This window comes from Dethiobacter alkaliphilus AHT 1 (assembly GCF_000174415.1).
Classification (GTDB): Bacteria; Bacillota; Dethiobacteria; order Dethiobacterales; family Dethiobacteraceae; genus Dethiobacter; species Dethiobacter alkaliphilus.
Genome location: NZ_ACJM01000003.1, coordinates 15,465 through 34,205 on the forward strand (window position 1 = coordinate 15,465; position 18,741 = coordinate 34,205).

General features: G+C 55.0%; 23 protein-coding genes and 1 riboswitch. Of the genes, 2 read left to right on the forward strand and 21 right to left on the reverse strand.

Going from position 1 to position 18,741, the window contains the following annotated elements; genetic code table 11:
• Genes DEALDRAFT_RS03320 through DEALDRAFT_RS03375 form a run of 13 tightly spaced genes read right to left on the reverse strand, consistent with a single transcriptional unit; the run spans position 1 to position 10,404 of the window.
• Positions 1-639, reverse strand: coding sequence for a precorrin-8X methylmutase (locus DEALDRAFT_RS03320; RefSeq protein ID WP_008514873.1), 639 nt, complete (start codon positions 637-639; stop codon positions 1-3).
• An 8-nt stretch (positions 640-647) separates the two neighbouring features.
• Positions 648-1,019 (reverse strand): sirohydrochlorin chelatase, encoded by a 372-nt coding sequence (locus DEALDRAFT_RS03325; RefSeq protein ID WP_008514876.1) that lies wholly within the window; start codon positions 1,017-1,019, stop codon positions 648-650.
• A 32-nt stretch (positions 1,020-1,051) separates the two neighbouring features.
• Complete coding sequence (gene cobK / locus DEALDRAFT_RS03330; protein ID WP_243441135.1) at positions 1,052-1,606, reverse strand: precorrin-6A reductase; 555 nt, start codon at positions 1,604-1,606, stop codon at positions 1,052-1,054.
• A complete protein-coding gene (locus DEALDRAFT_RS16675; protein ID WP_143753366.1) occupies positions 1,518-1,817 on the reverse strand; it encodes a precorrin-6A/cobalt-precorrin-6A reductase in 300 nt (99 codons plus the stop codon). Before DEALDRAFT_RS16675 ends, cobK begins: the two co-directional genes overlap by 89 nt.
• Complete coding sequence (cobJ, locus tag DEALDRAFT_RS03335; protein WP_008514879.1) at positions 1,814-2,521, reverse strand: precorrin-3B C(17)-methyltransferase; 708 nt, start codon at positions 2,519-2,521, stop codon at positions 1,814-1,816. Before cobJ ends, DEALDRAFT_RS16675 begins: the two co-directional genes overlap by 4 nt.
• Positions 2,485-3,564 carry a cobalt-precorrin 5A hydrolase gene (locus DEALDRAFT_RS03340; RefSeq protein WP_008514881.1) on the reverse strand — a complete coding sequence of 360 codons (1,080 nt, stop codon included), beginning with the start codon at positions 3,562-3,564 and terminating at the stop codon, positions 2,485-2,487. Before DEALDRAFT_RS03340 ends, cobJ begins: the two co-directional genes overlap by 37 nt.
• Complete coding sequence (gene cobM, locus DEALDRAFT_RS03345) at positions 3,564-4,322, reverse strand: precorrin-4 C(11)-methyltransferase (protein ID WP_008514883.1); 759 nt, start codon at positions 4,320-4,322, stop codon at positions 3,564-3,566. The genes DEALDRAFT_RS03340 and cobM overlap by 1 nt, the downstream gene beginning before the upstream one ends.
• Positions 4,322-5,035, reverse strand: a complete 714-nt coding sequence (gene cobI, locus DEALDRAFT_RS03350; protein WP_008514885.1) for a precorrin-2 C(20)-methyltransferase — start codon at positions 5,033-5,035, stop codon at positions 4,322-4,324. Before cobI ends, cobM begins: the two co-directional genes overlap by 1 nt.
• Position 5,036: 1 nt before the next feature.
• Positions 5,037-5,636: a precorrin-6Y C5,15-methyltransferase (decarboxylating) subunit CbiT gene (gene cbiT, locus DEALDRAFT_RS03355; protein ID WP_008514886.1), complete on the reverse strand. Its 600-nt coding sequence runs from the start codon at positions 5,634-5,636 to the stop codon at positions 5,037-5,039.
• A complete protein-coding gene (gene cbiE, locus DEALDRAFT_RS03360; protein WP_008514887.1) occupies positions 5,629-6,249 on the reverse strand; it encodes a precorrin-6y C5,15-methyltransferase (decarboxylating) subunit CbiE in 621 nt (206 codons plus the stop codon). Before cbiE ends, cbiT begins: the two co-directional genes overlap by 8 nt.
• Position 6,250: 1 nt before the next feature.
• Complete coding sequence (gene cbiD / locus DEALDRAFT_RS03365; RefSeq protein WP_008514888.1) at positions 6,251-7,360, reverse strand: cobalt-precorrin-5B (C(1))-methyltransferase CbiD; 1,110 nt, start codon at positions 7,358-7,360, stop codon at positions 6,251-6,253.
• Positions 7,361-7,387: 27 nt separating this feature from the next.
• Positions 7,388-8,872 carry a cobyric acid synthase gene (locus tag DEALDRAFT_RS03370; protein ID WP_008514889.1) on the reverse strand — a complete coding sequence of 495 codons (1,485 nt, stop codon included), beginning with the start codon at positions 8,870-8,872 and terminating at the stop codon, positions 7,388-7,390.
• A complete protein-coding gene (locus tag DEALDRAFT_RS03375; protein WP_008514890.1) occupies positions 8,869-10,404 on the reverse strand; it encodes a cobyric acid synthase in 1,536 nt (511 codons plus the stop codon). The genes DEALDRAFT_RS03370 and DEALDRAFT_RS03375 overlap by 4 nt, the downstream gene beginning before the upstream one ends.
• A 95-nt stretch (positions 10,405-10,499) precedes the next feature.
• On the opposite strand from DEALDRAFT_RS03375, the gene DEALDRAFT_RS16390 reads away from it, so the two are divergent.
• Both DEALDRAFT_RS16390 and DEALDRAFT_RS03380 read left to right on the forward strand, forming a co-directional pair.
• On the forward strand, positions 10,500-10,688 hold the full coding sequence (locus tag DEALDRAFT_RS16390; RefSeq protein ID WP_008514891.1) for a 4Fe-4S binding protein: 189 nt from the start codon (positions 10,500-10,502) through the stop codon (positions 10,686-10,688).
• A gap of 51 nt (positions 10,689-10,739) precedes the next feature.
• Positions 10,740-11,417 carry a TrkA C-terminal domain-containing protein gene (locus DEALDRAFT_RS03380; protein ID WP_008514892.1) on the forward strand — a complete coding sequence of 226 codons (678 nt, stop codon included), beginning with the start codon at positions 10,740-10,742 and terminating at the stop codon, positions 11,415-11,417.
• Here the strand turns inward: DEALDRAFT_RS03380 and DEALDRAFT_RS03385 are convergent.
• The 8 genes from DEALDRAFT_RS03385 to DEALDRAFT_RS03420 form a co-directional block, all read right to left on the reverse strand.
• The gene (locus DEALDRAFT_RS03385) at positions 11,397-12,671 is read right to left on the reverse strand and encodes a heme ABC transporter ATP-binding protein (protein WP_008514894.1); all 1,275 of its coding nucleotides are present in this window, start codon (positions 12,669-12,671) and stop codon (positions 11,397-11,399) included. The genes DEALDRAFT_RS03380 and DEALDRAFT_RS03385 overlap by 21 nt on opposite strands.
• Positions 12,672-12,678: 7 nt before the next feature.
• Complete coding sequence (locus DEALDRAFT_RS03390; RefSeq protein WP_008514896.1) at positions 12,679-13,710, reverse strand: FecCD family ABC transporter permease; 1,032 nt, start codon at positions 13,708-13,710, stop codon at positions 12,679-12,681.
• Between the two features lie 3 nt (positions 13,711-13,713).
• Entirely contained in the window at positions 13,714-14,661 is a 948-nt protein-coding gene (locus DEALDRAFT_RS03395; RefSeq protein WP_008514897.1) for an ABC transporter substrate-binding protein, read from the reverse strand.
• Positions 14,662-14,763: 102 nt separating this feature from the next.
• Positions 14,764-14,936, reverse strand: a riboswitch (cobalamin riboswitch).
• Positions 14,937-14,976: 40 nt separating this feature from the next.
• Entirely contained in the window at positions 14,977-15,705 is a 729-nt protein-coding gene (locus tag DEALDRAFT_RS03400) for a pseudouridine synthase (protein ID WP_008514899.1), read from the reverse strand.
• Between the two features lie 16 nt (positions 15,706-15,721).
• The gene (locus DEALDRAFT_RS03405; protein ID WP_008514901.1) at positions 15,722-16,990 is read right to left on the reverse strand and encodes an FAD-dependent oxidoreductase; all 1,269 of its coding nucleotides are present in this window, start codon (positions 16,988-16,990) and stop codon (positions 15,722-15,724) included.
• Positions 16,991-17,061: 71 nt separating this feature from the next.
• A complete protein-coding gene (locus tag DEALDRAFT_RS03410; RefSeq protein ID WP_008514903.1) occupies positions 17,062-17,517 on the reverse strand; it encodes a RidA family protein in 456 nt (151 codons plus the stop codon).
• A 58-nt stretch (positions 17,518-17,575) separates the two neighbouring features.
• Complete coding sequence (locus DEALDRAFT_RS03415) at positions 17,576-18,112, reverse strand: spore maturation protein (protein ID WP_008514904.1); 537 nt, start codon at positions 18,110-18,112, stop codon at positions 17,576-17,578.
• Positions 18,113-18,715, reverse strand: a complete 603-nt coding sequence (locus DEALDRAFT_RS03420) for a nucleoside recognition domain-containing protein (RefSeq protein ID WP_008514906.1) — start codon at positions 18,713-18,715, stop codon at positions 18,113-18,115.
• Positions 18,716-18,741: the final 26 nt, after the last annotated feature.

Below are 18,741 nucleotides of genomic sequence, written 5' to 3' on the forward strand. Positions count from 1 at the left end.
TTAACTCTCCTTCTGGGCGATGGTTAAAGACAAAAGGGCGTTGACAATGGCGGCGGCAATGGTGCTGCCGCCCTTTTCACCAGCTACGGTAATCCAGGGAATATTAAATTCGGTGAGCCATTCTTTGGACTCCAGTGCCCCCACAAATCCCACCGGTACCCCCACCACCAGGGCAGGCCGGGCAGTGCCGGCTTTAACCGCTTCCAGCAGCACAAAAAGTGCGGTGGGAGCGTTACCGATGACAAATATACCGCCCTGGGGATGTTCCCGTAATTTTTTGGCCATGGCCGCCGCCGCCCGGGTGGTGCCGGCAATTTTAGCTTCCTCGGCCACCGCCGGTTCATGTATCAGGCATGTAATGTCTAATCCCAGCTTGGCGGCATTGGCCCGGTTAATGCCGGAGCGGGCCATTTCCACATCACAGAAAACCGGTTCTGCGGCGCCAAAGGCTTTAACAGCCGCTTCCACCGCACCTTCACTAAACTTTGTAATATCGGCAAAGGAGATATCGCCGGTGGTATGAACCACCCGCTTAATCACCGGCTTTTGCAGCGGATCAAAGGGAAAATCACGCAGCCGCTCCTCAATAATAGCCATACTTTTTTGTTCGATTGCCTTGGGGTCTTTAATATATTCCATAAGCTTCTTTAACCCCGCAAACCCTGGTCCACCCGGTCCAGGACGATATCTGCCATCCGCTCATCAATCCCCAATACCGGCGCCTGCACCAGACGCATGTGGGGCCGTTTTTTCTGCTCTTCGGCCAGCACCTCCGGAATATCTTCGCGGATATGGATTCCTTCATATAAAAAGACGGGAACAACCGCCACTTCCTCAATCCCCTTTTTGTCCAGCGCTTCCAGTGCCGCGGGCAAATCGGGCTGGGCAAACTGCAAATAACCGTAAGACATCTCAGTTTCCGGACGTTTTTTCTTCAACAGGTCCGCAAGATAAACCAGCGCCTCATTGGCCTCCGCCCTGCGGCTGCCGTGTCCAACCAAAAGAACTGCTTTTTTCATTTTTTTCTGCCTCCGTTTCTCAAAATAAAAGCTTAGGATAATAGCTTACGTACCGCGGCAATCACTTCTGCCGGGGAACCTAACCCGCCTGGCCCGGCAGGCCGGCGCACCAGCACTATGGGAATTTTTTTCTCCCGGGCCGCCGCCACTTTCTCCGGTGTGCCCCCGGTCCGGCCGCTGTCTTTGGATACCACCACCTGCGCGCCATACTGAGCAAACAAAGCGGCGTTTAACTCTTTGGTAACCGGGCCCTGCAGCGCCACAATCTGCGCCGGCGAAAGGCCCAGCTTCCGGCAGTGCTCGATACCGCCCTCATCGGGCAGAATCCGGGCCACCACCTCTTTTTCCGGTGGAAGGGCTGTGATAAACTCATGCAAATGCCGGGTGCCGATGGTGAGGAAAATCTTTTTGCCAAGCCTTGCAGAAATGGTGGCCGCCGCGGCAAAGTCCGGCGCATAATAAACACCGTCTCCTGCGGGAATGTCTGCGCCGGGCCGCTCATAGCGCAGGTATGCTATGTCCGCCTCTTTGGCAGCCTGCTGCGCTTCTTTTGAGGCTCCCTCGGCATAAGGGTGGGTGGCATCCACCAATACCCGTACTTCCTTTTCCCGGATAAAGCTGGGTTAAAGCGGCGGCGTCCATGGCGCCCTGCAGTACCACGCAGCCGCCCTGCTTCCTAAGTAAGTCGGCTCCGTAATCACTGACGGCGGTGGCCACAATCATTGTCCGGGGAAAGGCCAGATTAAGTGCCTTCACCACTTCCCGGGCGTCCTGGGTTCCCCCCATCAGCAAAATCATATTACATACCCCCGCGGTGTTATCATCCGGCCGTTTAGCACCTTAGTCTGGCTGTTGCCGATGATTACCGTGGTGGTCATATCCACATCCTCAATATTCATGTCTCCAAGAGTGGTAACCTGTTTGGCTTCCCCTGCCCGGCAGCAGTCCTTCACCAGACCCAGCGGTGTCTCTTTTGCCCGGTGTTTTAGTACCACATTACGGGCCACCTCCAGATGCTGGTCCCGGCCGTGGCTGCGCGGGTTATAGAGCACTATAACAAAGTCCGCCGCCGCTGCTGCGTCCAGGCGCCTTAAAATAGTCTCCCACGGTGTGAGTAAATCAGAGAGGCTAATCACCGCAAAGTCGTGGGTCAGCGGCGCACCCAACACCGCCGCAGTGGCGGTGGCCGCGGTGACCCCGGGAATAACGTCCACTTCCAATTCCGGTGGCGCTATTTCCAGAATGGGGCTAGCCATACCGTACACACCGGGGTCGCCGCTGGAGATAACCGCCACCCGTTTGCCCGCCAGCGCTTCCTCCACCGCCACCCGGGCCCGGTCCGTCTCTTTCTTCATCCCTGAGGAAAGAACGGTCTGATTTGTTAAATAAGGCTTAGCCAGCTTAATGTATGTGGAATAGCCAATAACCACATCGGCCCCGCTTATGGCATCCCGGGCCTGCGGTGTCAGTGTTTCTTCTCCCCCTGGTCCCAGCCCGACCACGGATACTCTTCCTCTGCCACCGCCACCGTAATCCCTTCCATTTTCTGTTTCGTTACCAGCAGCCGGCCGTTGCCCGCCGCCAGCATTGCTGTCGGTTCGCATACCGCTCCCACCCCCATGTTCTGATGTACAAACGATGATACATGATAAGGCACTTTAAGCGCCGTGATTTCTTCTTTACTGTAAAAGTCTACCGGTACTCCCAACTGTTTAGCCGCGCCCAAAAGCCCCAGTTCATCCTTTTTGGCGTCAATGCTGCACAGACGGGCAATACTGCCCCGGGCCAGATTGTGTTTGTCCAGCACATCATAAATGGCCTGCAAAATCCGCTCTGTGGGCACGCCGCGCCGGCAACCGATCCCGATACATAAATTGGGCGGGCGCAGATACAAATCACCGTCATGGCTGCCCAACACTTTGGCTGCATTGGTTAACAGGGCCCGGTATTTGTATTGGGGAGCCATCTGTGCAAACTGGGAAAAGGGATAGAAAAACAGTCCGGCACAGGAGATGCGTCGCAAACCGGGATAGTCGGAGAACACCGCCACCGCCTCACCCTTTAACATGGCGGCATTAAACTGCTTAATCAGCGAAAAGGGCTCCGGCTGCACCCCCATTTCCCGGGCCAGGGTATCCACCGCCTGCAGGCCGTTTACATCGGTGGCGGTGGTAATCACCGGCGTTGCTCCCAGCAGTTCTCCCAAAGAGTGTGCCAGTTCATTGGCACCGCCCCAGTGCCCGGAAAGCAGGGAAATGGCAAAGCTGCCCGCCTCGTCCATCACCACCACCGCCGGGTCGGTCTGCTTGCTCTCAATGAGCGGCGCCAGGATGCGCACCGCAATCCCGCAGGCCATTATCAATACCAGCGCTTCTTTTTGCCGGAAACAATCGGTAACGGCCTGCCTAAGCGTGGTATAGGAGATGGCGCCGTCGCCGGGACTGCGTAAATCTTCGGGAAGATAAATGCTAAATCCAGTGGTTTTGGCCACCCGCCGGGCCAGTTTTTGGCCTCCCGGCGTCACCGCAATTACCGCACCGTTCATTAGTCCTGTGCCTTCCGGTATTCGTGACTAAACTCCGCGGCATACAGGCGGGACGGCACATAATCCTCTTTACCCAGAAACTCGCCCACCAGAATCATGGCGGTCTTGGTGATCCCCGCTTCCTGTACCTTTTGGGCAATGTCTGCCAGTGTGCCCCGGATTGCCCGCTCTCCGGGCCAGGAGGCTTTCTCCACCACCGCCACCGGAGTTTCTGCCGGATATTCTTCCTGGAGTTCTGTAACCACTTTATCCATCATGCCTACACTGAGGAAAATACACATGGACGCGCGGTGTGCTGCCAGCGAAGCCAGATTTTCCTTCTGTGGCACAGGAGTGCGCCCCGCCAGACGGGTGATGATCACCGTCTGGGAAACCTCAGGTAATGTGAGCTCCCGACCCACCGCCGCGGCCGCCGCGGCATAGGAGGATACCCCGGGTACCATGATGCTTTCTATCCCCTGCTTTTGCAGGGCATCCATCTGCTCCTGGATAGCACCGTAGAGTGCCGGATCGCCGGTGTGCAGTCGCACCACCTTTTTCCCTTCCTGCAGTGCCTCGGCCATCATTTTTACCTGCTCATCCAGATTTAAGCCGGCACTGTCTTCAATCCGGGTCTTTTTGCCGGCATGCACCAGAATATCTTTGTTCACCAGCGACCCGGCATAGAGAATTAAATCCGCCTCACCCAGGAGGCGGGCTCCCTTTACGGTGATGAGCTCCGCATCCCCGGGCCCCGCGCCCACAAAATAAACAGTCATTAACCCTTCCTCCTTTTGGCAATCAAAAGCGACAGGTAATCTATTTTTTGGCCGCGCATTGCAAAGGGGTCGTTGGTCCAGAATTCATCCCCCGTCCCACAGCGGCTCACCAGATAAACCTCGTCGGCAAACTCACTTGCTTCCAACAAGTCCAGCAGCTCATCAAAGCCGGCGGACACTTTTAGAAATACCACCGTATCCACATATTGGCTAAGCCCCAGAAACTCTTGCTCTGTCACCGGCAGCGGCACCACCGCCAGCCGTTCATTCTGCTCCACCAACGGAATCCGCAAAAGTGAGGCGGCGGCATTAAAAGAAGAAATGCCCGGCACCACTTCCACCGGTGCCTGCGGTGCCACCTGCTGCAGAAATTTAAGCAGATAGCCAAAAGTACTATAAAGCAGCGGGTCGCCAATGGTTAAAAATGCAACGCTGTCATACTGTTCCAACAGCTTAGCCACCGCTTGGGCCGCCTCCTGCCAATGGGCCTCCAGCACCGCTTCGTCCCGGGACATGGGAAATAGCAGCTCTTCTACCACCGCATCTTCTGCCAGGTAAGGTTTAACCACCGAAAGGGCCACGCTTTCCCGCTCCGTTTTGGACTTGGGCACACAAATCACCTGTGAGCGGCCCAGGATTTCCCGGCCCTTCACCGTCAAAAGGCCGCTGTCCCCGGGGCCCACTCCAATACCATACAATGTTCCCATACCCATCTTATTGGGCCTCCTTTTTTGCGCTTAAAAGCCATACTCCGTTTGTGGCCCGGAAAAAATGCTCCTGGCCCAGCTTCTCCAGCCGGGAAGCCTGAACATGAATTCCCTCCAGTTCCACAAACGGTGCCGCCGCCAGCCTTTGCAGTGCGCAAGCCAGGTTGCGCGGTGAAATCAGGGCCAGGACCACAATCCCGCCGTCAACCAACTTTTGGCCGCACACATCAAGAATCTCTTCTAAGTTTCCACCGCTGCCGCCCACAAATACCCGGTGCGGACGGGGCAAACCGGCCAGGGCCGCAGGTGCGGTGCCTGAAATTACCTCTACATGCTCCACACCGAACTTTGCACAGTTTTTATGTATCAACTCCACGCCGTCTGCATTCTTTTCCACCGCATATACCCGGCCTCCCGGAGTAAAAAGGGCCGCTTCCACCGTAAGCGAGCCGGTACCGGCCCCCACATCCCACACCGTTTGCTCCGGAGCCAGCCGGGCACGACAAAGGGCCAGTGCCCGGATTTCCTCTTTTGTCATGGGAACTTTGGCCCGGGTAAATTCCCTATCGCTTATGCCGGGCACCGTATAAGGCCAAAATTTATTCATCCAGAATCACCATCACGCAATCCCCTTCCTCACTGCCGTCAAGACGGGAGAGGCGCGTTATAACCACCTCTTCAGCGGGGGTGGTAAGCCGCCTGCACAGCGCCACCGGCGCATCCTCTCCGCCGTTTTCCAGCACTAACTTTGCCAGCCGGCCGGGTGTCCATTTGCCGTCGGTTAAGATAGCCTTCTTTCCCGCCACCATAAGAGACGGCAGCAAATCGTTGCCTTCCCGACCATGGGCCGACAAGAGCATGGCGCCCTGCCAGGGCACGCCCAGGCGGGCAAAAGCCACCTGCACTGAAGAAACCCCGGGCAGTACTTCCAGTTCAGTGGCGGAAAAATGGCGCCGCAGGTAAGCCAGTAAACTGTGAAAACCCGGGTCTCCGGAAACCAGAACCGCCACTTTTTTAGTTTTGGCCAGTTCTCCAAGTTTAAGTGCCAGTCCTTGCAGATCGGCGGTCACCGGTATCAATTCTTTGCCCAGGTGGGCAAAGGGATCCACCGCCCGGCGGCCTCCCACCAAAACGTCGGCCTCCGCCGCTTTTTTTCGTATCACCGGCAGAATATAATCCTCTCCTCCCGGTCCGATTCCAAGTACCATAATCCTGTTCATTTTATCCCTCCAGCCACCTGGCGGCCAAGCTGTCCCGGGCCAGTTCATCTCCGGCCAGGTTCAGCATAATACAGCCCACACGCAGTTTTTCTTTCACCATGATTTCCGCCCGGCGGGCCGCAGCCTCCGCCACCGCCTGCAGCACGTTAACATAGCGGTGTTCCAGAAGATAGGCCGCCGACTCCTCGGCGGTATTGTGCTGCATCAAATCCGTTAGCACTCCATGGGGCAGTTTTAAAAGCGCCGCATGAGCCACCAGCGTCTCCCGGCGGGCATCGGCCACCGCACTGTGGGTTTCGGCAATTCCCGCCGCCACCTTCACCAGCTTGCCGATATGGCCGTACAACAGCACTTCCTCCACATTTTTGGCCGCACAGGCTCTCAGCATGTAGCCGATGAAGTTACTGGTCACCACCACCGCATCTTCTGCCACCGGCAGACTCTTTAGCGCATTTTTTTTGCCCATCTTCCCCGGAGTAAGTACCAGGCGCCGGCAGCCTGCCGCCAGTGCCACATCAATCTGTGGTGAAAGCGACCTTCTAAAGGCATCGGAAGACATGGGCTCCACTATGCCGGTGGTGCCCAGAATGGAGATTCCCCCCACAATACCCAGCTGGGGATTTAAGGTCCTTTGAGCCAGCTCTTTTCCACCGGGAACTTCAATGGTAATAGATACACCTTTATCCTGCGGCAAAACACTCTTAACAGCGGCCAGAATCTGGGCCCGCGGTCCGGGATTGATGGCCGCCTCCCCCACCGGCAGGGCCAGGCCGGGCTTGGTTACCCGTCCCACTCCCTCACCGCCGCAGATTTCCACTTCCCCCACCGGCAGCTCTTTTACCTTGGCCACCACCAGCACGTTATGGGTTACATCGGGATCATCGCCCGCATCTTTTTTTACTGCGGCACAGGCCCAGCCCTCTTGCCGCTCAGCCTGTGCCAAAGGCAGCACCAGAGTTATCCCTGCCGGGGTGGACACTTCCACTTCAGTTAAATCATTATCGCTGTATAAAAGCCGCACTGCAGCTGCTGCTGCAGCCGCCGCACACGTTCCCGTGGTATAACCGGCGCGCAGTACTTTTCCGTCAGCCTGTTTGAATGTGGGCAGCATATTTTTCCTCTCCTTGTGCTGCAGTCTTTAAAATTGCCGCTGCACCAATTCTTTTAATAAATCACAGTCCAGATGCTCCCGCACAGCCTGGGCCAGCAGTTGGTACGACTGTTCCCGTTTCTGCCGGGCCGAGAGAGTATCGCCTTCCTGAGGTTTTAAACCATGGGCCTTGCGCAGGCGGTTTAAAAAACCATGGCGAAACGTTGCGGCGTCAAAGAGGCCGTGCAGGTAGGTGCCAAACACTCTTTTGTCGGCGCTTACGGCTCCGTCCTCGTAGCTTTGTCCCTTTTCTGAGGTAAGGCGGGCAAAAGGCTCTGTTTCACCACGGGTGGTTTGTCCCATATGGATTTCATACCCACATAGCTCCTCACCGTGCTCAATGGTTTCTCCTTTTACCCGGACCGTGGTCTTTTGCGGCAAAAATTCTGTTTCCACCGGCAAAAGGCCAAGGCCTTCCTCGCTGCCGCCGGTGCCGTCTGCCGATTGCAAATCCACAACCCGGCGGCCAAGCATCTGGTAGCCGCCGCAAATGCCCACCAGAGACGAGCCGCCGTTCACTGCTGCTGCCACCGCTTTTGCCAGGCCGCAGCTTTTTAGCCACCGCAAATCAGCCAGCGTATTTTTACTTCCCGGCAAAATAACCAGGTGAGGACTTCCCAACTGCTGCGGGGTTTGCACATAACGGAGACGCACTCCGTTTTCTGTTGCCAGGACGTGGTAATCGGTAAAATTAGCAATGCGCGGCAGCTGAATCACCGCCACATCCAGCTCTCCCCCGGGCGGTTGTATTCCTCCCAAAGCCAGGGAGTCTTCCGCCGGCAGCGACAAACGGTCCAGATAGGGAATTACCCCTATTACCGGTTTGTGTATCCGCTCTGTTAACATATCCAGCCCCGGCTGCAACCGCTCCTTAATACCGCGGAAGCGGTTAACAATCACGCCATCCACCCGGGCTCGCTCACTTTCATTTAAAAGCGCCAGCGTTCCCGCCACATAGGCAAACATGCCGCCCCGGTCAATATCGCTGATTAACAGCACCGGGGCATCCGCCGCTTCCGCCAGGCGCATATTGACAATATCATGCTCCCGCAGGTTAACCTCCGCCGGGCTTCCCGCCCCTTCCATCACCACCACGTCAAACTTCCTGCGCAGGGTATTCAGGGCACTGAGAACCTCAGGAAACAAAACTTTTTTATGTTCCTGATAGTGGGCCGCCGACATATTGCCGGTGGAGATGCCGTTTACCACCACCTGAGAGTGGGTGTCACTCACCGGCTTTAACAGTACCGGATTCATGGCCACCTCCGGTTCCGCTCCTGCCGCTTCGGCCTGCATGACCTGGGCCCAGCCGATTTCACCGCCGTCTACCGCCATGGCATTAAGGGCCATATTCTGCGCTTTAAACGGCGCCACACTAAATCCTTCCTGGGCAAAATAGCGGCACAGCGCCGCACAAAGAATGCTTTTCCCGGCATCGGAGGACGTTCCCTGCACCATCAGCACCGCTGTCATGACAGATCCTCCTTTTTTTTGCCGGGTAACTCCAGCAGCTGATAAATTGCGTCCATATCCAAAGCGCGGCGCACCTCTGCCGCCAGCTTATCAAATGAGCTTTCCCGGTGGTCCAAAGCTTCGGTGCCCAGCTCCTGCCAACCGCGGCTCTGCCGCAGCCGGTTTAGCCAGGCCCGGCGGAAACCGGGCCGGTCAAAAACTCCATGCAGGTAAGTACCCCAGATGCGGCCGCAAGCCGATACCGCACCGTCATTGCCGCCCTCTCCACTCAAAGTAAAAGCTGCAGAGCAGCCGGGCTCACGCTCAGATTGCCCCATATGGATTTCGTATCCGGACACCTTTTCTCCTAAAGCAAATGACAGCCGGGATTCTCCCTCTGCCCGCACCACTTTTTTCTCCGGATAAAAGCGGGTAGTTACCGCCAACAGCCCCAGCCCCGTTGCTTCTGCGGCGCCGCTGCCCGATTCGCCGCCGTGGGGGTCCCATAATTTCTCCCCCAGCATTTGGTAGCCGCCGCAAATACCCACCACGGGAATTTTTTGCTCACAGGCGGCCAAAATGGCGCTGTCCAGGCCGTGTTGGCGAAGAAACTGCAGATCCCGCATACTGTTTTTTGTGCCCGGTAAAATGACGGCATCGGCGCCGGAGAGCTTTTCCGGTTCATCCACATAGATAAGTTCCACATCCTCTTCTGCCGCCAGGGCGTCAAAGTCTGTGAAGTTACTGATATGGGGCAGGCGCACCACACAGATTTGCAGCTTACCCTGGCTTTCGCCGCAATAGGCACTCCGCTCCAGGGCCACGCCGTCTTCTTCGGCCAGATTGGTTTGGATATGGGGCACCACTCCCAGCACCGGGCGCCCGGTACGCTCCTCCACCACTTTCAGCCCCGGCTCCAGCACCGCCTTGTCGCCGCGAAATTTATTAAAAATAAAACCGGCAATGCGCTGCTGATCTTCCTGCGGCAAAAGGAGCATGGTACCCACCGCTGCCGCCAGAGCGCCACCCCGGTCGATATCGTTAACCAACAGCACCGGAGCTTCCGCCAGTTTTGCTGCTTTCATATTGGCCACATCCTGGTCGGCCAGATTAATCTCCGCCGGACTGCCGGCGCCTTCCAAGACGATAATGTCATATTCATCCCGCAGTGTGTCCAGTGACCTGGCTATCACCTGCAGGCTAAAACGTATGTAATCTTCCTGGGAGCGCGCCGCATAGCTCACATCGCCATGGGGCCTGCCCCGCACAATGATTTGGGCCTGGCCCTGCCCCTTGGGCTTGACCAGAATAGGGTTCATATCCACGGTGGCTTCAATCCCCGCCGCTTCCGCCTGTTCCCCTTGGGCTCGGCCAATTTCCCCGCCGTCGCAGGTTACATAGGAGTTTAAGGCCATATTCCAGCTTTTAAAAGGGGCCACACGGTAACCGTCCTGGGCAAAAATACGGCACAAGGCGGTGGCCAGAGCGCTTTTGCCCACATGAGATGCGCTGCCCTGAATCATAATGGTTTTTGCTTTGGCTTTCCTTTGCATAGCTGCACCATCCTGTCTTGACAAAACAGATAAATAAAGGTACCATTTATTCATACCCCCAAGGGGTATAGTATATTGTCCGGAGGTTATAACAAATGAAGACTTATGCTATTAATCAACAACTCTGCGATCGTTCTCCAGGCTGCAAGGTTAAAAAAGAGTGCCCCAGCAACGCCATTGTGCAAATGGACGGCGACTATTATATCGATATGCTCGCCTGTCGGCGCTGCGGCTTGTGTGTAAAGACGTGCCCGCATGGCGCGGTGGGAGAAAGCGCTTCTTAAGAGACTTTAGAGCTTTGTTTTTTGGGTAAGATAACAGCGGAGGTGTACACATTGTTAGGTGAACTGCCGCTGTTATTTTTAATTTTTATCCTGCTTTTTCTGATTATTGAAGTTTCCACCGTCATGCTGGTAATAACCGGCCTGGACCGGGAAACCGCCCGCTTTCAGGCCATCTCCCTCATTACCTCCTCCGGCTATACCACCTCGGAGGCGGAATTGGTGGTCCGTCATCCCGTCAGGCGCAAAATCGCCATTTTCCTCATGATTTCCGGCACCCTGGCCCTGGCCTTTATTATTTCTATTCTGGTACGCATTTTAGGCAAAGGCCTCTCCGGCCCGGAAGACGTCTTTGTGCTGGTTACTTTTCTGGCCGCAGTATATTTGCTGTCCCGAAACAGCCGGGTAGTTAACTTCCTGGACCATCACCTGGAAAAACGGTTGGAAAATCAGCCTTATCTGCAAAAACGAACAGTGGAAGAACTGCTGCGAATCGACGAGCATTTCAGCGTGGCCGAAGTTCATCTTTCCAATCCTGACGGGCCCTGGGTTGACAAATCCCTGGGAGAAACCAAACTGCGGGACCGCAATGTTATTGTGCTGTCTATCCGCCGGGTGGACGGCACCATGATCCGCGCGCCGCGGGGTCGGGATTTCCTGCAGTATGGCGACATCCTGCTGGTTTACGGCCGCGCCCGCTATATCAGTGAACTAATCGAAACAGTCACCTGAAGGGAAACATTCTTTTAGTTTGCGGTACAGAGCGGCTTTTTCCGGGACTGTTACCGCCCCCTGTTCTTTGAGGGACTGCAGCAGCCGCAGGCCTTCACCGCCGGTAAAATCACGGTCTGCCTGGGCTTTTTCCTCCAGGATATATACAGGAGTTTTCATCTCCAAAGCGGCTTGTGCCGCCTGCAAATTAAGCAAATTACCGGCCCCGATGGGGGCTTCCGCCAGGACAACAGCCCTGGCTTCTTTTATTTGCGAAAGATTCTCGGCGTGCCTTTCTTGGGAAATGTGGGAAAAGGGAACTTCCGCCACCACCGGTAAATCCAGAGCCCGGGCCGCTTCCCAGTCGGTATCGCCCACATTCAAGACGCCTACAGACACAGTAAAACCGGCTTCGGTGAGATCACGCATCAGCTCCCCACCGCAGCCGCCGCCGGCAATTAAATGGACGCGCCGTTTATCTTTTTGGGCCCGGTGGTGCACATGGGGCAAAAGTGAGATGGTGGGCGTCCCCAAAACGGGATGGGGCGTGACCAACACCCGGGTGCGGTACACATCCTGAATATTCTCCGCGGTAAGCACCTGAGCCGGAGGACCGCAGGCGGCGATTTTTCCCTGGCTCACCAGCACCAGTTCGTTGCAGTAATAGGCCGCCAGATTCAATTCATGCAGTACCGCCACCACCGTCAGCCCCTCCACCGTGGAAAGCCGTTTCACCAAATCCAGAATTTCCTGCTGGTAACCGATATCCAAATGAGACGTGGGCTCATCCAATAAGAGGACTTTGGGCTGCTGGGCCAAAGCCCGGGCAATCATCACCCTCTGGCGCTCTCCGCCGCTTAGTTCGGTAACGGAGCGCTCCCGCAAATGCTGGCACCCGGTCATCTCCAGCACCTGGCGCACAATCTCATAATCTTTTAAAGATTCACTTTGAAAGCGGCCCAGATACGGGGCCCTGCCCATCATCACCACATCTTCCACAGAAAACAAATAGCCCGCGGTGGTATCCTGTGCCACCACGGCCATGGTTTTAGCCAGCTCATTTTGGGCAAATCCGGCCAACTCCCGGCCCGAAAGCAGCACGCTGCCGCCTGAGGGGGCCAATATACGGGACAAGACTTTTAAAAGGGTGGTTTTGCCGCTGCCGTTGGGACCGATAATGCCCACAAAAGAACCCTCCGGCACCTCAAAGCTGGTTCCCTGTAATATTTTGTTTTCTCCGTAGGCAAAATGCAAATCGTCAATGGTTATTCTCATAATTTCCTCACAAACGAATATCTTTCTTCTTTTTACGGAGCAGGTAAATAAAAAACGGCGCCCCTACAAAAGCGGTAATAATCCCCACCGGGATTTCCTGCGGCGCCACCGCTGTGCGGGCAAAAACATCGGCCCAGACCAGAAAGATTGCTCCCACCAGCGCCGAAGCCGGCAATAGCACCCGGTGATCGGGCCCGGAAACAATACGGACCGCATGGGGTACAATCAGTCCCACAAAACCAATCATGCCGCTGACGGAAACGGCGGCTGCCGTTACCAGCGACGCTATGACCAATAACAATTTTTTGGTAAATTCAACCCGCACACCAAGGTGCAGGGCGGCCTCTTCTCCCATCAATAAAATATTCAGCTCCCGGGCGTAGAAAAACAATACTAAAAAGCCCACCAAAAGATAGGGAAGCACAAACCAGACTTCGGTCCAGGAGCGCATCATCAGCCCGCCGGAAAGCCAGAAAAAAATACCCTGCATATTCTGCCCGGAAAAAACCATAATCAGAGAAATAATGGCAGAAAGAAAACTGGAAACCACAACCCCGGCCAACAAAAGGGTTACCACCGGCACCTGGCCTCCAATCTTGGCCAGATTATAAATAAAGAACATGGCCAGAAAAGCCCCCACAAAAGCAAAGGCCGGAAGCATATGTGGGAAAAACAGAACACCTAATTGCCGCAGAAGTATGGCAATGGTTGCTCCCACCGCTGCGCCACTGGAAACACCGATGGTAAAAGGGTCTGCCAGGGGGTTGCGCAGCAATCCCTGGAAAGTAGCTCCCGCCAAAGACAAAGAAGCTCCCACCAGCATACCGAGAATCACCCGCGGCAAGCGTAACCTCCAGATAATGTCCACGGTGGAACCCGACACACCACTGATATCGCCCAAACCAATCCGGGACAGCAGGACCTGCAGAGTAACCCCCGGAGGGATGGCCACCGCACCGATGGCGATGGCCAAAATCAGAGTCAGCCCAAGCATGACAAACAGGACTCCAAAGGTCAAAAAGATATTTCTTCGTTTCATGGCTTACTCATAGAAAGCATTGTAAAGCTCTTCCAGACCTTCTACAATGCGCGGTCCCGGACGGGTTACTACGTCATCATTAATATTGTAAACCCGGCCGTTTTGCACCGCGTTGATTCCCTGCCAGTTGCTATTGGCCAGAATATCATCTCGTGGTGTAAAAGAACTGATAATGACTTCAGGATCAATTTGCAGGAATTCTTCCTCGGAAATCTGCGGCCAGCCCGCACCGATATCTTCTGCAACATTAATACCACCGGCATTGTTAATCATCTCATTCATAAATTCGCCACTGCCAACGGTATAAAGATTTTCATCAATCATTACAAACACTGTGGGGCGCTCACCTTCTTCGGCAGCCACTTTTTGACTGAAGGCTTCCCGGCCGTCACTCATCTCATTTGCCAGTTCCACACCATTTTCAGGAACACCTGCTACGGTAGCTACCTGCCTAAACATCTCTTCAATATCATCTAATGTTCTGGGAGCAAAAACAACTACGGTAAGGTTGTTTTCCCGCAGTTGGTCCACCGCATCCTGTGGTGTCTGCCCTGACGCAACCACCAGGTCCGGCTCCAGAGCAAGTATTGCCTCCAGGTTAAGGCCCCACGCACTCCCGACCTGATCCACTTCCAGCGCTTCCTCAGGATAGTTACATTCATCGCTCACACCTACTACTCTGTCACCCAATTCCAGCGCAAACAAAGTTTCAGTAAGGTTTGGAGTCAGGGAAATAATACGTTGGGGCTCGGCGGTAATTTCCATTTCCTGTCCGGTGTCATCCACAAAAGTCATGGGATAAGTAGCTTCCTCAGTACCGTTATCTGCAGCCTCTTCCTCACCGTTATTGTTCCCATTGTTTTCACCGTTGTTGTCGCCACAGCCCACCAAAAGGGCCAGTGAAACCAGCAAAACAACACCCCAAATCAACCATTTGTTCTTTCTCAGCATTTTTCTTTCTTCCCCCTTTAATTATAAAACAAAAAAATCCCAGCGCCCGCTTCAGGCTCTGAGAATGTACAAATAAACGTACGTTTCCCTTGACCCGAGGGCACGATACGGCTGGCACAGGCAGGTTTCCTGGCTTCCGATCATCGCCTGGCGGCGCCTTCCCCCAAAAGGGTGGCAATTGCCGCAGACTCACGGTTACAGTGGCGGGACCGCTCAGGCCTTTAACCTGATTCCCTTTTACCCCTAAACAGGGCACCTGTTCCATCGTCCGGTATGGATTTATTTAATTCTATCAAATCCGTCAGGTTTAGGCAACTATCTTTTTGCGCCCGCAGCCCGTCTGAGTTGCTCTATCTCCCGCGGCTCCAGCCGGCGCCAGCGGCCTTCCTGTAAACCGCTTAGCGTCAGAGGGCCGAAGCGGACACGTTTCAGCGAAACAACGGGATGTCCCACCGCTTCCAGCATACGGCGCACCTGACGGTTGCGCCCTTCCTTAATAATCAGGGAAACAACGGAGGTGAGCCGTCCGCTTTTTACCAGCTGCACTTTGGCCGGAGCGGTCATGCCGTCATCCAGCCTGACTCCTTTGGCCAGAATTTCCAGCGCTTCTTTTTTGGGGGTATCATGGACCTTGGCCAGATATTCTTTTTCTACGCCAAATGACGGATGGGTCAGTTGATTGGCCAACTCTCCGTCATTGGTGAGCAAAAGGAGGCCGCTGGTATCCAGATCCAACCTACCCACCGGGTAAACCCGGGTTTTAATATCCGCCACCAGTTCTTTTACCGTGGGACGACCAAACTCATCCTTTAAAGTGGTGACATAGCCCACAGGCTTGTACAATAAAATGTATTCATTATTTTGTTGTACTTTAACGCGGCGCCCGTCCACTTCCACCACATCATTTTCCGGGTCCACAGTAACTCCCATGGCCGTCACCCGGCTGCCGTTTACGGTTACCCGGCCGCTTTCTATCAGCTTCTCTCCGGCTCTGCGGGAGCAGACACCGGCCATGGATAAAAATTTCTGCAGCCTGATTTCCACCGCTACCCCTCTTTTCTTATTTACTGAAAATATTTATCAGACCAGCTTCTTTTACCAGACCTTGGACTGTATCCCGGTCCGTCAGATATAAACCACGTTTTTGCATGCGGGCAAAGTATTCGGCGCCGGAAAAGGTGATACGCTGCATGCGCGGCCGCTCTTTTTGCCGATTGGGATTGCTATAGGCAATAATATCTCCGCAGGCCAGGCTGTCGGGCAAAGTAAGCAATTTAGCGCCGTCAGACTTTGCCGCCGCATTAAATCCGGCCAGAGAACCGGTCACCACCGCTTCGGTATGGCCTACTAAAAAACCCGCTTTTTCACCGGCACAAAACAGATTATCCAATCCGTCCACCTTAAGCCGGTTATCCCGCGGAGCCACCGCAGTAAAACGGATGGAATTACCCATACCGCCCGCATAAGGATCCACATAGCGGGCCTGGCTGAGTCCGGGGATTTGCTGTAATAAATCCAGGGGAAAGTAGGAGCTCATCATTTTGGCATGGCCCGTATCCAATAGCACCAGATTTTCTTTGAAGGCGGGCAGGTTATATTGCTGGCAGGCCTTGTTTTCCAGCTCCGCATGGCGCAAAACTGCAGGCAGCGGAATCACCACCACCCCATTGGTTTCCAGCTTTTTAACCAAAGCGGAATCCAGCGAATCCTTGCAAAGCTTACAGGAACCGCTCATGGAGCCCGGGCGTCCCTCACCCCGCATGCCCATAATCTCCAGCACACCGGCCTTGGCCGCCACGCTGACACGGGGGCCAAAAGACGGGCAGCGGATAACACACATGGCACAGCCGTTACCAAAACGGCCGCAGTTATGGATGCCGCCGGCGGAACCGGTGGTATCAACAAAGATATCTGCCGTGATGCTTTCTGCTTCTCCCAGCTCTACCTGGGTAAGACGGTCTTCTTTTATCCGGACATCGGTGACCCGGGCGGATGTCCGCACCTGCACACCCGCAGCCAGCAGGTGTCGACGCACCAAAAATTCTATTTGGCCCACATCATAGAGTGCTGCATGGCTATGACCCGGAAATTCCACATCTTTATGGCGGGCAGCCTGGTCCATCACCTCAAAAAGGTGGCCGCACCCCAGCGCCTCTGCTTCCAACAGAGCCGTCAGCCGGCCGTTGTTGCGATAGATACCACCCACCAGACCGGTTCCCAGCAGCTGATCGGTACGCTCCAGAAGTGTCACCTCTGCGCCGCGCCGTGCTGCGGCCAGCGCCGCTGCACACCCTGCCCAACCGGCGCCAATCACCAGCACACTGCCCAAGCCGTAAACCCCCTTTAACAATCCATAACATAATACATCCTGAAGTATGTATTATGTTATGACCAAAGCGGCTACTCTGTGATTTCCAGAATCATTTCCACTTCAACCGGTGTATCCAGAGGCAGGGCAATGGCACCTACCGCAGCGCGGGCATGCCCGTCGCTAAACAGTTTGCCCAGCAAATCGGAAGCTCCGTTTAGGACCTTGGCCTGAGTCGTAAAATCCGGGTAGCAGTTGACATACCCGGTTACCTTCAATACCCGCAGGATTTTATCCGCGCCGCCGGCCGCACTGGCTGCGGCAGCCAGAGCGTTTAAGGCACAAATCCGGGCCGCTTCATAGGCTTCCTCTTCGCTAACATCGGTGCCCACTTTTCCCTTAAAACGCAAACTGCCTCCCACCAGCGGAAGCTGACCGGAGGTATAAATGTAGGAACCGGACCGAACCGCCGGCAGGTAAGCTCCCACCGGGGAGGCCACCTCCGGCAAAGTCAGATTCAGCTCCTGTAGTTTCTCCTTGAGATTCATATGTATTCCTCCTGTCTTTTCTTTTCATCATACCGCAGGAGGGAGCATGGTGCAAGTTTTAGCCGAAAACCATGGTACAGACAATGATGGCGGCAATAAAGCCGGTAAAATCGGCCAACAGCCCCACCGCCAGGGCATGGCGGGTCCGCCGGATACCCACCGAACCAAAATACACCGTCAGCACAAACAGGGTGGTGTCGGTGCTGCCCTGCATGGTGGATGCGATGCGCCCCACAAAGGAATCGGGGCCGTGGGAGTTAAAGATTTCCGCGGTAATACCCAGGGCACCGCTGCCTGACAGGGGTCGCATAATGGCCAGGGGTACCACCTCGCCGGGAATATTAAACCGCGCCAACAGCGGAGTTAATAAATCGATAAACAAATCCAGCGCACCGGAAGCCCTCAACAACCCGATGGCCACCAGCATGGCCACCAAAAAGGGAATAAGCTTCACCGAAGTGGCAAAACCGTCCTTGGCACCTTCCACAAATGTATCAAACACATCTACCTTTTTAATAACCGCATAAACCAGAGCGACAAATAAAAACATGGGGATAATCCACGCCGCCATGGTTTGGGTGATTACCTGAAGCATTTACCGTTTCCCCCCTTTTGGGCCGTTTTTGAAGAAACGGCGCAGAATCCTATCCATTGTGATGGCCACGATGGTGGAGCAGAGGGTGGCAATGACCGTTGTGCCGATAATTTCCGTGGGGTTTAGGGAACCGGTGGCCGCCCGCAGTGCCACCACCGTGGTGGGTACAATGGTGAGGCTGGAAGTGTTGACGGCCAGAAATGTACACATTTCATCCGATGCGGTTTCCGGATCTTTATTTAATTCCTGCAGTTTTTCCATTGCTTTCAAACCAAAGGGTGTGGCCGCACTGCCCATCCCCAGCATATTGGCGCTCATATTCATCAGGATGGCCTGCATGGCCGGATGGTCCCGGGGTATTCTCGGGTAAAGAAAAACAGCCAGCGGCCTGAGCAGCTTTACAATTCCGTGAATCATGCCGCTTTTTTCAATGAGCTTCATCATCCCCAGCCAGAAGGTCATGATGCTAATCAGCGAAAAGGCCACCGTAACCGCCTGCTCCGCCGAAGAAAAAACAGCTTCTGTTACCGCTTCTATTCGTCCGGTGATGGCCGCCACCACCAGCCCGGCAAACATCATTCCAAACCAAATCAGATTAACCAAAATTGCCACCGCCCATTAAGTAATTG

What these genes read in the sequence shown, in the direction of transcription:
- DEALDRAFT_RS03320 (WP_008514873.1), bottom strand. Translation starts at nt 639, where the DNA reads ATGGAATATATTAAAGACCCCAAGGCAATCGAACAAAAAAGTATGGCT.
- DEALDRAFT_RS03325 (WP_008514876.1), bottom strand. Translation starts at nt 1,019, where the DNA reads ATGAAAAAAGCAGTTCTTTTGGTTGGACACGGCAGCCGCAGGGCGGAG.
- DEALDRAFT_RS16675 (WP_143753366.1), bottom strand. Translation starts at nt 1,817, where the DNA reads ATGATTTTGCTGATGGGGGGAACCCAGGACGCCCGGGAAGTGGTGAAG.
- DEALDRAFT_RS03340 (WP_008514881.1), bottom strand. Translation starts at nt 3,564, where the DNA reads ATGAACGGTGCGGTAATTGCGGTGACGCCGGGAGGCCAAAAACTGGCC.
- cobM (WP_008514883.1), bottom strand. Translation starts at nt 4,322, where the DNA reads ATGACTGTTTATTTTGTGGGCGCGGGGCCCGGGGATGCGGAGCTCATC.
- cobI (WP_008514885.1), bottom strand. Translation starts at nt 5,035, where the DNA reads ATGGGTATGGGAACATTGTATGGTATTGGAGTGGGCCCCGGGGACAGC.
- cbiT (WP_008514886.1), bottom strand. Translation starts at nt 5,636, where the DNA reads ATGAATAAATTTTGGCCTTATACGGTGCCCGGCATAAGCGATAGGGAA.
- cbiE (WP_008514887.1), bottom strand. Translation starts at nt 6,249, where the DNA reads ATGAACAGGATTATGGTACTTGGAATCGGACCGGGAGGAGAGGATTAT.
- cbiD (WP_008514888.1), bottom strand. Translation starts at nt 7,360, where the DNA reads ATGCTGCCCACATTCAAACAGGCTGACGGAAAAGTACTGCGCGCCGGT.
- DEALDRAFT_RS03370 (WP_008514889.1), bottom strand. Translation starts at nt 8,872, where the DNA reads ATGACAGCGGTGCTGATGGTGCAGGGAACGTCCTCCGATGCCGGGAAA.
- DEALDRAFT_RS03375 (WP_008514890.1), bottom strand. Translation starts at nt 10,404, where the DNA reads ATGCAAAGGAAAGCCAAAGCAAAAACCATTATGATTCAGGGCAGCGCA.
- DEALDRAFT_RS16390 (WP_008514891.1), top strand. Translation starts at nt 10,500, where the DNA reads ATGAAGACTTATGCTATTAATCAACAACTCTGCGATCGTTCTCCAGGC.
- DEALDRAFT_RS03385 (WP_008514894.1), bottom strand. Translation starts at nt 12,671, where the DNA reads ATGAGAATAACCATTGACGATTTGCATTTTGCCTACGGAGAAAACAAA.
- DEALDRAFT_RS03390 (WP_008514896.1), bottom strand. Translation starts at nt 13,710, where the DNA reads ATGAAACGAAGAAATATCTTTTTGACCTTTGGAGTCCTGTTTGTCATG.
- DEALDRAFT_RS03395 (WP_008514897.1), bottom strand. Translation starts at nt 14,661, where the DNA reads ATGCTGAGAAAGAACAAATGGTTGATTTGGGGTGTTGTTTTGCTGGTT.
- DEALDRAFT_RS03410 (WP_008514903.1), bottom strand. Translation starts at nt 17,517, where the DNA reads ATGAATCTCAAGGAGAAACTACAGGAGCTGAATCTGACTTTGCCGGAG.
- DEALDRAFT_RS03415 (WP_008514904.1), bottom strand. Translation starts at nt 18,112, where the DNA reads ATGCTTCAGGTAATCACCCAAACCATGGCGGCGTGGATTATCCCCATG.